At 35.8% G+C, this 13,607-nt stretch carries 17 protein-coding genes and 1 pseudogene; 11 read left to right on the top strand and 7 right to left on the bottom strand.

What is annotated here, in order from left to right; genetic code table 11:
- Positions 1-11: 11 nt before the first annotated feature.
- The 7 genes from KFO40_RS20310 to KFO40_RS20280 form a co-directional block, all read right to left on the bottom strand.
- Positions 12-365, bottom strand: a complete 354-nt coding sequence (locus KFO40_RS20310) for a hypothetical protein (RefSeq protein ID WP_008647821.1) — start codon at positions 363-365, stop codon at positions 12-14.
- A 79-nt stretch (positions 366-444) separates the two neighbouring features.
- Positions 445-1,515 (bottom strand): hypothetical protein, encoded by a 1,071-nt coding sequence (locus tag KFO40_RS20305; protein WP_008768575.1) that lies wholly within the window; start codon positions 1,513-1,515, stop codon positions 445-447.
- Between the two features lie 20 nt (positions 1,516-1,535).
- On the bottom strand, positions 1,536-2,807 hold the full coding sequence (locus KFO40_RS20300) for an ATP-dependent Clp protease proteolytic subunit (protein ID WP_008768576.1): 1,272 nt from the start codon (positions 2,805-2,807) through the stop codon (positions 1,536-1,538).
- A 52-nt stretch (positions 2,808-2,859) separates the two neighbouring features.
- Positions 2,860-3,633, bottom strand: coding sequence for a hypothetical protein (locus tag KFO40_RS20295; RefSeq protein ID WP_008768577.1), 774 nt, complete (start codon positions 3,631-3,633; stop codon positions 2,860-2,862).
- On the bottom strand, positions 3,630-4,124 hold the full coding sequence (locus tag KFO40_RS20290) for a hypothetical protein (protein WP_032555571.1): 495 nt from the start codon (positions 4,122-4,124) through the stop codon (positions 3,630-3,632). Before KFO40_RS20290 ends, KFO40_RS20295 begins: the two co-directional genes overlap by 4 nt.
- Positions 4,109-4,822, bottom strand: coding sequence for a hypothetical protein (locus KFO40_RS20285; RefSeq protein ID WP_008768578.1), 714 nt, complete (start codon positions 4,820-4,822; stop codon positions 4,109-4,111). The genes KFO40_RS20290 and KFO40_RS20285 overlap by 16 nt, the downstream gene beginning before the upstream one ends.
- A gap of 146 nt (positions 4,823-4,968) precedes the next feature.
- Positions 4,969-6,306 (bottom strand): DUF935 family protein, encoded by a 1,338-nt coding sequence (locus KFO40_RS20280; RefSeq protein WP_008647813.1) that lies wholly within the window; start codon positions 6,304-6,306, stop codon positions 4,969-4,971.
- A gap of 222 nt (positions 6,307-6,528) precedes the next feature.
- Here KFO40_RS20280 and KFO40_RS20275 point away from each other — a divergent pair, with 222 nt between their 5' ends.
- The 11 genes and pseudogenes from KFO40_RS20275 to KFO40_RS20225 all read left to right on the top strand — a co-directional run.
- Positions 6,529-7,062, top strand: a complete 534-nt coding sequence (locus tag KFO40_RS20275) for a DUF4494 family protein (protein ID WP_032854420.1) — start codon at positions 6,529-6,531, stop codon at positions 7,060-7,062.
- Entirely contained in the window at positions 7,062-7,526 is a 465-nt protein-coding gene (locus tag KFO40_RS20270) for a hypothetical protein (protein ID WP_008647809.1), read from the top strand. Before KFO40_RS20275 ends, KFO40_RS20270 begins: the two co-directional genes overlap by 1 nt.
- Complete coding sequence (locus KFO40_RS20265) at positions 7,504-7,851, top strand: hypothetical protein (RefSeq protein ID WP_008647806.1); 348 nt, start codon at positions 7,504-7,506, stop codon at positions 7,849-7,851. The genes KFO40_RS20270 and KFO40_RS20265 overlap by 23 nt, the downstream gene beginning before the upstream one ends.
- Entirely contained in the window at positions 7,832-8,275 is a 444-nt protein-coding gene (dut, locus tag KFO40_RS20260; protein WP_055268791.1) for a dUTP diphosphatase, read from the top strand. Before KFO40_RS20265 ends, dut begins: the two co-directional genes overlap by 20 nt.
- 56 nt (positions 8,276-8,331) lie before the next feature.
- Positions 8,332-10,290, top strand: a complete 1,959-nt coding sequence (locus KFO40_RS20255) for a BRCT domain-containing protein (RefSeq protein WP_055268792.1) — start codon at positions 8,332-8,334, stop codon at positions 10,288-10,290.
- A gap of 121 nt (positions 10,291-10,411) precedes the next feature.
- On the top strand, positions 10,412-10,999 hold the full coding sequence (locus tag KFO40_RS20250; protein ID WP_032854419.1) for a tyrosine-type recombinase/integrase: 588 nt from the start codon (positions 10,412-10,414) through the stop codon (positions 10,997-10,999).
- 81 nt (positions 11,000-11,080) lie between these two features.
- Positions 11,081-11,662, top strand: a complete 582-nt coding sequence (locus KFO40_RS20245) for a hypothetical protein (protein WP_055268793.1) — start codon at positions 11,081-11,083, stop codon at positions 11,660-11,662.
- A complete protein-coding gene (locus KFO40_RS20240) occupies positions 11,659-11,991 on the top strand; it encodes a hypothetical protein (RefSeq protein ID WP_055268794.1) in 333 nt (110 codons plus the stop codon). Before KFO40_RS20245 ends, KFO40_RS20240 begins: the two co-directional genes overlap by 4 nt.
- Complete coding sequence (locus KFO40_RS20235; protein WP_008768586.1) at positions 11,969-12,703, top strand: TIGR02757 family protein; 735 nt, start codon at positions 11,969-11,971, stop codon at positions 12,701-12,703. The genes KFO40_RS20240 and KFO40_RS20235 overlap by 23 nt, the downstream gene beginning before the upstream one ends.
- A 219-nt stretch (positions 12,704-12,922) precedes the next feature.
- Positions 12,923-13,111: a hypothetical protein gene (locus tag KFO40_RS20230; RefSeq protein WP_008768588.1), complete on the top strand. Its 189-nt coding sequence runs from the start codon at positions 12,923-12,925 to the stop codon at positions 13,109-13,111.
- Positions 13,112-13,161: 50 nt separating this feature from the next.
- Positions 13,162-13,607: pseudogene (locus KFO40_RS20225) on the top strand (helix-turn-helix domain-containing protein); the annotation flags it as partial.

The raw sequence follows: 13,607 nt of genomic DNA, 5'->3' as shown, positions 1-13,607 counted from the left end.
ATTTGTAAATTTTATTGTTTGTAATACGGATTTTGATAAAGAATAGCATCCTTCACCCAATTAGGTTGTGCATCTGCGGTGAATACACCACCTTTGGAATCAATATACAATGCCGGATAGCCAGGATATTTTTGTAACAGTTCTTTTACGAATTCTGGTATTTCATCTTTTTCTTTTGTTTTGTCTTTTTTTTCAGGTTTTTGAGAAGACTCTTTGATAGAGGAGGTATCTGGAGTTTCAACAGTGTCTTGCTCTTGTTTTTCAGATTCTTCATTTGAAATAACCGGTGTTTCTGAAGTAACTGTAGGATCTTGTGTTTTAACCTCTTCTGTAACCGGAGCTTCTGTATTCTTTTTTCTAGCCATAACTTAAATTAAAAAAGGGAATGGAGTACCGACTCCACTCCCTTGTGATAAACTATGATGAGATATTTAATTCAATTTGTTATTCTGCATTTTTGTAAGCGGTCCATGCTACGATTTCTGCCGGACGAACGATGTTTACATCCATTTTCATTCGCATCTGGAAGAAATACAATTCGCTGTTAGCTTGTAGCCGTTCAACCTTTACTACTTCAGCGTCATTTGCATAGTCAACCCCCATCCACAGGTTAGATTCCATGCCGGTAGTAAATTCTCCGAGTACGATAGTATGTTCTGGAATGCCGACAATAGGTACAATACGCTTACCTTTAAAACGATACTCGTTAACCTTAGTATTGTCGGAGTATTTCACTGTTTTGTCGCTTAGATATTGATCATATAAATCCCAAATATCCCAGCCACATACAAATACCAGTCCTGCTTTTTTACGGATTTGTTTCGGGCATTTCTTCCACATAGCATTGAGAGCGGCTTCTACATTGGCACCTGTGCTCAATTCTGTAGTACCGGCAATAATGACTTGTCCACCAGCTTTCTCTACCTCTGTTGCATTTGTTGCAGTATTTGCCAGAATACGTTTGATTGCACCGTCAAAGTATTTCATTGGGCCACCGGCATTTTCACCTCCAATCGTTGTGCAACCTTCAGGAGCGGTAATTTTTGCGGCAGCTGAACCACCTTTTGCGGAGCACCAAATAGACTCACCGATATACTCATTCTTTCGATCCATCAAGAGGCGCAGCATTTTAGCTTGTACTTTTGGGTCTAAGTCACGGAATACCAAATTACCTTCCGGCTGGGCAAATTTGTAATACTTTTCATAGTCACGGGGGTTAAATTCAAGGTACACCATGAATTCTTGCGGTTCCAGGTAACGTTCTGTTAATGTGTATTGGTTCAATCCACCAGTAGTTCCTGCTCCTGCGCCATGAGTTGAGTTTGGAGTGGGGACGTTATCTTGAATTACTTTTCCCAATTGGATAGTGGGGATGGTGTATTTGAACTGGATTCCAGATTTGATATGAATCAAACCTTCTTTGTATGTATCATTCCCTTGCGCGGTATATGTCAGGAGGTCATTAAGGACCTCACCAGAATATGTGTTTTGCGCAAAATTTACTGAACTTGCCATGTTGTTTATGTTATTTTGTTTTAGTCAAGTGTTTTAAATTGGAAATCTGTTCCTACGACAGCTTCAACAGCCTTAGCCATTTTCTTTTCTGCCTCGGTCATCTGATTTTCTGCATTTTCAATGTTGGCAGGGTCATTTGCAATTTTAGCAGAAATTTTATCACGTTTTGGAATGGAATTCAGCGTTGCCTGTACCATCTCAAAATCGTTTTGAGCCATTTCCACCCATTTAGTTTTTGCATCAGAATTGATTTTACCTTCAGCAATTGCATTGTCAACGAACTGTTCGATAGTTTCTTTACGTTTTGCTTCTTCAGCATCTTTGTAACTTTTCAATTCGTTCTTGACAGTTGTCAATTCGTTTTGAACATTGGTAAGTTGCGCATCCAATCCTTCTTTCTGAATTTTCAAAGCATTGTATGAAGCCTGAATTTCTGCTGCCTTGTTTTCCGCATTTTTCAATGCGTCAATTCGGGTAATAACAGCTGAAACTTCAGAGGTTTTCTCCAAACCAAGCTGGGCGCATACAGAACCAAATGCAAATTCTTGTTCTTTGTCCATTGTTTTTTGTGAATTTGAATTTTCTATTTGATTTTGATTAGGAATAGAACTGGAATCATCAAGTGGTTTAAAATTGCCCAGTTCTGTATTGATAGAAGCCATGATTTTTTGAAGGGCGTTCGCTTCCACTACTCCTTCAATTTGATCTTTTACTTTATTACAAACCTGTTTAGAGGTTTTTAAAACACATTCTGCTGATAATATACCGGCGTTTACGGCAGATTTTGCATCAAAGTAAGTTCCATCACAACCTTCTTTTCCATCCATGATTTCTCGAACCTTAGCTTTCGTCAGACCAAATCTTTTATGATATATGGTTTCAATCTGTTTCTGAAAAGCATTTACAATTTGTTCATTGTCTGGGTTGCATGACTTTTCGTCACGTATGAAGGGGTTGTGGATCATTAAAATAGAATAGTCACGCATGTAAGAACGAGTTCCTGCCGCCCACAGTACTGAAGCCATTGATGCTGCCAATCCTTCCACAATTGTTTCAACTTCAATGGGACATTGCTGTATAATGGAGAATGTTCCCATTCCGTACAGAACGCTTCCACCTTCACTATTAATGCTGATTATAATTTTCGAGGGTTTAACGTAATCTTGTATCCATAAAAATTCATCATTAAAATTACGTGTGCTCTCTTCATCAATTTTGCCATAGAAGCGCATATATACCGGTTTTGCTTCTTGCGCTTCTCCAACTACATATTTTAATTCATCTACTTTCATTTGAGCTTTTTCACAAGAATAGGTATCAGCTTCTTTAATGGTTGTAAGTTTGTTATTCGACTTGACCGGTTGGAGGATCAGTTGAAGGCATTTCTACAGAAGGTTCATACTTAGCTACATCTTCGATTTTAGGTTCCTTGTGATTACCATGTGCTTCTGAATCATGTTCTGGTGCATCAGAATGGTTCGTGAATGGTGGCATAACTAAATACCTGTCTACCCATTTGCGATACTGGAAAGAGGATGATGTTCTAAACCATATCTCGTAGTCAATCCAGTATGGCTGTAGCCCATGATCTAAAGATTCCGGCATATCAAAATAGGTAAGATTGCAACGTTCATTTAATGCTTCTTCGTAATCTTTCGCATCTTGAATTGCATCATTGATCTGTTGAAAAACGCGAAATCCATGTGTCTCAACAATATCGTCACTATTGTTTAAATCATTAAGCACAAATCTGATACGCATAGTGGCACGCCCTTCTCCAATTCTTTGTTGGGCAACTAAATAACGTACATTCACAAACCGAATAAATGCCGCAGGAAAAGGTATAGCATATTCTGTATTACCACGAGTACGAACAATACGTTCAAACTGTCCGTTATCTATTTTTACAGTTTGGAATAGTTTAGGCGAATTATTATCGTTAGGGTCTGTATGTAAGGACTCTAATACACGTTTTACAGCTAAATACACATCCTCTAAAGGGTTGTTGTCTACTTCCTCCAAAGTAGTATCGTCATCATCGGGAAGGGGAGAGGTGTCTTTTGCAAACGTGTCTTTTAAACTGTCCGGTAAATCTGTTTTATATTTATCTACTATCATTTTGGAAAGCCATCAAAAATACGAATACTGTAAGATGAAATTTTATCAGCTACGGTTGTAGAATATCCTATAAATTGCCTTTGTCTAATATAGGATGCTGGAGAACCTGGTTTGGCAATTTTCCCTCCTTCATTATGTATTGCTGCATAACAAAAGTTTCTTCCATATTGCCTATTACTAAATTTGAACATGTCTGGATCTGTGAATAATTTAACACCACGATTCTTATTAGAATGAAAGCGTTCCCATATTATTGAATGTTTTAATGCTCCTGTTTCTTCCAATATAGGGTGTGGCTTATGATTACGTCTGGATTGCCAAGAAAAAGTTCCGGCTGAATTGAACCGCCGGAGATAAAAAGAGTCTCTAAATATTTTTTTTGCGGCATTACCTACCAATGTTTCAAAATTGAATACATTAACTTCAAATTTATTAGGCAATCTCAACCATTGTTGAGCTAATTGTCTTGGAGTTATTACTTTTCCAGCCATTTGTCCTTAATTTTATTAGCAATGGTGCGCAGCCTCTTTTTATGCTTTTTAGGAATAATAAAGTATGAATGTGCATCACTAAATATTCGCCCACCCTTTGCTACACTTTCTTTAAATACTGGATTAACAAAATCGGGCATCTCAATAATTTGTCCCATCACCTGTGATAATTTGGATTGGTTGAGAACGTCAGCACTTTCTTCTACTAGAAAACAACGGCATCCATGTTCAATTGGGGGGATTAACCATGCTGGGAAAGATGCTTTGCGGTAGCTAGTCCCTTCTAATGCAAGGTGCCAAGGGCGCACCCTATTATCTCCCTGTGTCATATATGTTAACACTGTATTATTGCTATACAAAATCCAACCAGCAGCAATTCCCATCGCATATTCAATATCTTCGTTTTCAATATTCGCGTATATGCTATTGTATCTGTGAAAAATATTTTCAGCTTCTGCCAGATCTACTTCATTGGTAATATTAAAATTGTCTGGAAGGTTCTCCGACATCTGAAATTCTTCAGCTACTGCAAAATCAACAAGATTATCTAATGCAGCTACTAATATATTACGTTGCTCTTTTTCTAATTTGGTTAATCCATCATTGTGATTACGAAGTAATTCCAGTGCTTTTTCAAAGTCCATACCAAAACCTTTGATTGCATGATTCAATGCAAATTCCGCACGTAACGTCATCATTTCTTCTAATAAATCCCAACGATCCTCTATATTGCCATAGTCCTGTAAAAACTTCTGGAAAACAGCGTAGATAGCAAGGTATTCAGCATTCTCTTCATCTTTGTTCGATTTAGATTCTGCAAGGACGGAAGGAGAAGTGCTATCTTTTATTCTCCTTCCATTAGAAAATTTTCAACGTTGCTTGAATTCTTTCGTTCACCACGCCTATGCCCATATCTTTTGTAATATTCTTCATCGGACATAATGCGTCTATCATTGGAACTTCCATTTATGCTCCCGCTATTACTTGCCATTTCCGATATAGCGTTAAATTGTTTCCCTACGACAATACCAAATTCTTTTTCGATTTCATCTGCTGATACTTCATACTTATCTGTAATAAAAGAATATAAGCTAATCTTGTCTTTGTTACTCATTTCTACACGGTTGGCATATTTGAATTCTAATCCCGGCTTGATATATCCCATAGATACTAATCTAGGAACGATCTCTTCATTCATTACATTTTCAATGAAACCGCGATACATTTCTATGCGCTCCCGAAAAATGTCTTGGTGAGCATTTGTTGATCCAACATAAGATTGGGTTGCTCCAGCCATAGATTCAGAGCCAACTATTAGATTAGAAACTTCTGTATTGGCAAAATTTATTAAACTAGTATATATGTGTTCGGAATTTGACATTGTAAATGTCTTAATGTCAATATCATCGTTCAATCCTGTGACTATTATTTTATTCTGAGCCGCATTTGCAATGTTTTGTGCTAATCGTTGTCGATCTTGGATGCTTTCTGATTCAGTCTTACCATGTATGATAGGTTGACCATAAGTATGACTAAAATTAACATAATTAGCAAGAGTGAATTTTTTTGCAAGGATAGTTGGGGTAGTTGCAGAGAATAGCCCCAAGTCACCATTATCAATAAGTATATAATTCTTGGAGTATTGCGATGAAGCAATATCCCATCCAGGATTCCACTGCCCTTGTCTTTGCACAACTCGTAATTGACTTGCCAATACATTTCTTCGCTCAATAATATTTACTTCAGCTAGCTTTCCTGTTAAAGGATTAATATCAGGCATTATTTCTAATAAGGTGTAACCGTACCATTTGGCTTCAACAATACCTTTTATGATTTTAGTGAATTGAGAACCTTGTATCTTTTTGGTTTCTTCTACATCCTTAATATATTTTCCTCGTTCATTTTGTCTTGCCAACATGTATCGTTCGCCTATAATCTGTGATTCTACAGTTTCTAATACTGCACGTAAATGAGCATCCTGCTCTACACATGCTTCGTATAAATCTATCAGTGGACCACGATCATCTAAAACAACCCCGCGTGTTACTTGGGATTGAATGGATTTGTATCTACAATGACGGTCAATCTCCCTGACATATTCTTGAATAGTTTTTTTGCTAGTTTTAAATATGCTTTCTAAAGGAGTGCCGTGAAATGTTGTTTCTGCACTAATTACATTCATATTAAGAGTTTTTGAAAGAATAGATAGCGAGTCTAAAGTTGGTTTCTATATATATGATGGGGTAGAAGTATATGTATTATAATTTGAAATTTATAAGTATCAGTATTATAGATATATAGCTATAAAATATGTGTTAAATATATGATTTTGTATTGTCAATATGATAAAATAAAATATCTTTGCGTCGATAATTTAATGTTTAACAAATAATACGTCATTAAAATGAGTAAAGATTTTAATTATTTTCGCATTAAGATGGCATACAAGGGCACAAATGATCTAGGTGCTATTGTTCCCATCAAATCAGAAGATCTGGTAATGGCTACATGCTATACCGAAGCAGAACAAATCGCATATAAGTTGACTGAAGGAAAAGATGAGTTTGGTGATGTGGATGTAGAAATTGTCCGCACCAAAATTTCAGAAGTTGCTTATAACGATACATTTGCTACTGATACTGAACTAATTTGTGGATTAATATCCTATTTTTTTGAAGAAAGTGAAGATACAGAAGTTGGGTTGTATCAAGTATCTCTTGTTTATTATGATGTGGACGAAAAGACTGGTAAAACCAAAAGTTCCAACAGTACAATTTACGTACCGGCTTATTCTTCATCTGAAGCGATAGAAAATATTCGCACTTACTTAAAACGGGCTGGGGAAACACGTGAATATACTATTCGCAATGTCAAATATGACAAAGCACAATCGGTCATGGTTACACCTGAAACTCATCAAAACAACATTAGGGTATAATGACTTCTCCTAAGGGAACCGGGAAAATTATCAATATCAAATGTACAGAAGTCTCACTCCCGGAATTTCCTAATCTCCTTTTTGGAACTCATTTTGATGGTAGCAGAATTTTTGATGCTACATATTATCTCCAATCTAAAGACCCCGACAATAAATTAAGCATAGAAGACTTCTTTCATAAGTTTGATTTCCAAATCAAGGCTATTGCAGAAACTTACAAGTTGCCTTTAGAGAAACTGGTATCAATCAACACGGAGGGGCATCAATTGATTGACGGATGTTTATGCTATCCGTTTTTATCTTATGTTGATCCGCAATTCTGCGCATATATCAATGAAATAATAGACGAAATGTTTGTTACTGGAGTTGTTGTGTCAGATACACATTTAATTTCGTTGGTAAAGAAAAGGCTTCCTCCAGAATTGCTCAAACAAATTTGGGATGGCAGAGAAGATTTTTCGTAAACCCAAAGCTGTCTTAATATTTAATCGCAGAAAAACATTGGCTCTTATGGCTGCTTCAGTAAATGAGGCAGCTAAAATCAGCGGTTTAAAGCCTGGAAATATTTCTAAGGCTTGTGTCGGTACATTGATTTCCAATGGTATGTATTATTTTAGATATATAGGCAGTGATGTTGAAATAGAGTTATCAGATATAGGTTCATTAAAGTTAGAGGAATATGACAAATTATGTGGTATCGAACGTCAGACATATCCTACGATGGCGATGAATCGTAAAAAATGGAAATATAATAAAAACAATAGAACGTATGAAAGTAAAAGTTTATAGTACATCAAAACATCCGTTGCCTCAATACGCAACTAAGCAATCAGCAGGACTGGACCTAAGAGCAAATATTGATGCTCCAATTACTATTAATCCTAGAGAACGTGTATTGGTTCCAACAGGATTACATATACAACTTCCAGAAGGTTTTGAAGCAAGAATTCAGCCTAGAAGTGGACTAGCCCTTAAAAAAGGAATCACTTGTCTTAATTCTCCAGGATGCGTGGATGCCGACTATCGAGGTGATGTAGGTGTAATTCTTATTAATCATGGAACAGAGCCGTTTACTGTTAATGACGGGGAACGGATTGCTCAAATGATTATCTCTAAATATGAACAAGCAGAATGGGAGCCTGTTTCTTCAATCGAAGATTTAGAGATCACAGAACGCGGTGAACAAGGATTTGGGCATTCAGGAATAAAATAAGAAATATGGGGTACGTTTTATGTGCCCCATTATTTAATTTATAAATATTATAGGATATGGAGCTTAATTTTACAGTTGAAACAAAAGATGTGTTGCTTGATATGATTAAGCGACACAATAAAATGTATCGTATGGGTACGCCAGAAATTTCAGATGCGGAGTATGATGCAGAAATAGAACTATTAAAAACACTTGATCCAGACAATGAATGGTTCAAACATACCGAACCCGCTTTTGTACCTGAAACCCGAAAACGGGCTTTGCCAATCCCAATGAAATCTTTAAATAAAGTAAAGGATATATCAGAACTTAAAAAATGGTATATGTCTTTAGGCTTGAAAGGAAATGCAGGTGTAATATGTATGCCTAAGCTGGATGGTCTTTCTCTACTATATAATGAATTAACTGGTGAGGCATATTCTCGTGGAGGGATAGAAAATGAAGGGCAAGATTGTACTAGCCATTATCGAGCATCCATTCAATGTTATAACCCTGCCAGCAGTTTTCATTATACTTTTGGAGAATTTGTTATCAACAGAAGTGATTGGGAGCAGCATTTTCATGGGAAACGTTCTAAATTCACAGGAGATATTTTTAAATCACCGCGTAACACAGCTGCCGGTCTTTTAAATAGAGATGAGCCATGTGATTATCTTGAACACGCTTCTTTCTTCAGATATGGGGTGGATGAGAGTTCCCTACATGATTATAACAACTTCCATAGTCTGATAGAAACTATTTGTAATATCTATCAACAAGAGCATCTTTACCATTTTGCTTTTATAGATGAACTGAACGAAGAGCTACTGATGAATTTATTCAAAGAGTGGAGTAAGGTATATCCAATTGACGGTATTGTGATTTATATTGATGATTTGCACTTATGGGAAGTTATTGGCAGACATCAAACATCTGGAAATCCATTATATGCTATTGCCTACAAACATCCAGATTTTACAGAATCTTTTGAAACAACAGTTAAGGGTATTGTATGGAAAGTCAGTAAGTCAGGTGCCCTTAAACCTGTGGTCAATATTGAAATGGTTGATACTGGAGATTGTAACATGGAAAATCCTACTGGATATAATGCCGGTTGGATTAATGATCACGAAATAGCGAAGGGGGCTGAAATATTAGTTACCCGTTCTGGAGGGGTAATTCCTAAGATTCTATCAACTCTTAGCCCAGCAACACAAGAAGAACAAGAAAAATTATGGGATGAAATGTCAGAGTGTCCTCATTGTGGTTCATCGACTATGTGGAATGAGAATCACATAGAACTGTGTTGCACTAATCCTAGTTGTCCAGGTGTTCAATTAGCTAAAATTATATTTTTCTATTTGACATGTGGGGCTGAAAATATGGGAGAAGAAACATTATCCAAAATATTCAATGCAGGCTTTACTTCTATACCGGCGATTCTTAACGTTACTTTTAACGATCTGATAAAAATTGAAGGATTCGGAGACAGTATTTCAAATATAATATTGGAGAATAACAGAAAAATCATGCAAGGAGTTGATTTGGCGACTTTAATGCAAGCCAGCGATTGCTTTAAAGGAATAGGAAAAATAAAGGCCCAAAAAATATTGGATGAAATGGATGATGAGGATTTATGCTCGTTCTGTCAAGGGTGGTATATCAATCACGAACCGGATGTTCAAAGCGAAGACTTTAAAAATTGTCCTATAACTGTACAAAACTTATTGTTGGGGTATTTTCCATTTATGGTCTTTTTAGAGGAAACTAAAATACCTTACAAATTGTCTCCAAAGACCGCTGTGCTGGAAGGTAAATGTAAAGGTTTGTCCATCTGTGTATCAGGATTTCGAGATAGTAATCTTGAAGAAGTAATCACCAACGAAGGAGGAAAAATTGTTAGTGGGGTGTCTAAAAAAACAACACATTTGGTGGTGAAGGACAAATCTGCCAACTCATCAAAAATGTCCAAGGCCAAATTATTGGGGATACCAATTTTATCAATTGAAGAATTCTATGAAATTTTGAATAATTAAATTATTGTATTACAATATATTAGCGATTAATATTGATTTAAATTGATATTAATCGCTTCTAAATTTGCATAATTGAATGTAATATCATACTTTTGCATAGAGTAAATGAATTGATATAATTATGGCAAAGAAAAATCAGTTAACTAAAAGTGATTATCTTCCTATGGAAGAATATAAGAAATTACTACGCCTTCTTCATAAGGATCGACAATATTTATGGGAACTATATGCTCGACTGGCATTCTGCACTGCACTACGAGTATCAGATATATTGTCTTTAGCATGGGCTGATATTCTCCATAAAGGTTCATTGACTAAAATTGAGAAGAAAACTGGAAAAGTACGAAAAATCCCATTTAATTTAAGTATTCAAACGAGAATAGAGGAACTTTATATATTGCTTAAACGCCCTAATCCGAATGAATTAATATTTAAAAGCAAATTTACAGGAGTATCTGTCTCTTCCCAATATCTTAATCGGATAATGAAAGAGTGGAAGGCTAAATATAAATTGGATATAGAGAATTTTTCTACGCATACTTTTAGAAAAACATTTGGACGATATGTTTATGATACAAGCGAAAACAAGTCAGAAGCATTGTTACTATTGAACAGGATATTCAATCACTCTAACATTGAAATAACTAAAATATACATCTGCATTAGAGAAGATGAAATAAATTCTATATTCGATTCTATCCGTCTTTAACTTCTTCGCTACATTTTACATTTTGATTTGCACGACATGTGCCCCTATCCTTATTCCATAATCGGATAAATAAAATTGACCATGTTTATACAACAAAAGAGGGGACTGTCTGTATCCCCACCCATCATCATTACTTGTGAATTATGTAATACGCTGGAGAACCTGGATGAATGTAATCCTCCGGGAGATATTTTGCGTATTATGAGTAAACGAAATGTCTGTTCTAAATGTGCTTTCTGGATGGATAAAATAGCTCATCCGGATATAGGTAATGAAGTTATTGGTTCTCATTATTATATTGTATATCCATTTGTAAAACGACCCAATAACGTTATTAAAGGCTCTGAAGGCAAAGAGTTTTATATTCGGCGATTTGATGGAACATTAATCAAATCCAATAATATATGGCATCAAGGTGAAATCCCAGAACATTTTAGAAAACAATTGCCAGATACTGCCAATTTCCTATCATTGATAACTTATACCAAATTATCTAACGACCCTCATAAGTGTCATGCTAAAGGATGCTGGGATCGCTATAATTGCCTTAGATATAATTTATCTTGCGAACGAGATGGACCTTTCAATAAGATTCCGGCCAATCATACTATTGGCGATGAAAACTGTCCTTCATTTATAAATATAAACGAATTAAAAATATGATATATGCAATTTTTATACTATGCTTAATATTGTTTGCCATTGCCATTTATGCACTTCGTAAACTATCTAAGCAATACAAAACTCTTCAAGAGATATATTATCTTCAGAAGCTAATGTTATCTCACTCTCAATTTACGAATGATGCCAATGAAATGATTTTATGGAAAATCAGATATGATATATGGTGCTGGAATGAAAACTTAGTAAAAGCGGAAAATTATGAAATGGCACAACAAGCCAAAGTAGCAACTAATATTATAGCTGATATGATAACTTTTTATCGTAACAATTTAAAAGCAGATAATAATGATACATACATTAAAAAATGAGATGGAACGAATGTGGAATCAGTTTGACCATAAAGCGTTTATCTCAAATGATCCTATTCAAATAGTACACCAAATACGGAATCTTTCTGGGAGAACTACAGCGGATATTGAGGTTTGTGCAATATTAACGGCTATGGTTTCATGGGGACAACGTAGTCATATAATATATTGTGCAGAGAAGTTGATGAACGTATGTGGATGGGAGCCAGGTAAATATATTAAATTGGGTGATTTTTATGATATTCCGGACGAATGTAGTATTTACCGTACTCTTACAGGAAAAATATTTAAAGAGGTGTGTCATCAATTAAGATGCTTCTACAGTAAACACGATTCTATTCAGGAATATTTAAAAAAACATCCCATTTCACTTGATGATTTATTACTCACGCTATGCAATTGGTGTGAACCGGCCCGTCTTGGAAGTCCATATCGTAACTCTGCTTGTAAACGTATTAATATGCTATTGCGTTGGATGGTTCGTAAAGATGAAATAGATTTAGGAGTATGGCAGACTGACTTAATCAAACCTAAAAAACTATACGCTGTTATGGATACCCATGTTGCGCAGCAAGCACAACGTATGGGGCTTATATCTTATCCTAAAGAGAGCTGGAAGGCTGTTATGGAACTCACTCATGTTTATCGCCAATGGGATGCAGAGGATCCATTAAAATATGACTTTATATTAATGACAAAAAACTTGAAATAAAATGATTGTTATTCTTTTAATTGTATTGTCGCTTGTCTCAATCGCGGCTATAACCATTGTGGTTGCACAGAATACAGCTTGTAAAGATTGTCCTTTTAAACGGACATGCGATGAATTGTTGAGCCAAAATCAACTTAACTTGTGCCAACAAAATAATATGCCAAGTCAAAACGAAGAGAAATAATAAATAGATGTATAACGAACTAATTTAATAAAAGTATGGATATAGAAAATAAAAACAGGGTTTCTGTAGAAGATATGAGAGCATGTTATGCTGAAAGATTTCCGTATGCACCCAATAATCAACGCATAGGACGATTTGCAAAACAAATAGGTTTCCGTCTTACCAAACAGATGGTTAAAGGGCAGATTATTAGTTTTTATATAAAAGATGATATAAGCAAATGAGTACGTTTTCCGACAAATTCGATAACCACTGGAAGTGCATTCCATACGCAATGGCAACGTTAACATCCAGTGATGGCTTTATGATTTTATTTCATCTGTTACGAAGAGGCTATACAGATGGGGATAAGACAACATGCGCCATATCCAACAAAGAACTAGCTGACGTCATGGGAACTTCTATTAGTTCAGTACGCCGGGCAATAGATACCTTGAAGCAACTTAATCTTATCAGCTGTTCTCAAAATAAAGGGGCACTTTGCACATTCTATGTAAATTGGAGCGAGATACGAGCAATACATAAAGTAAGTTCTCAAATATCAGATAAAGGATGGGTATATTTGCGAGGCTTGTGCTTAAATAGCGAGGTACGTCCAATTTCAGCGATTCCATTGACCATATTGAACGATGTAGTTCGTCAATATCCACACACTTCGCTCAATATGAACACACCCTCGCTCAATATGAACACACCCTCGCTCAATATGAACACACCCTC

It is taken from the genome of Bacteroides sp. 1001302B_160321_D4 (assembly GCF_015667765.1).
Lineage (GTDB): Bacteria > Bacteroidota > Bacteroidia > Bacteroidales > Bacteroidaceae > Bacteroides > Bacteroides xylanisolvens.
Note: the sequence above shows the minus strand (reverse complement) of the source record. Positions and strands in the feature narration are given on the sequence as shown.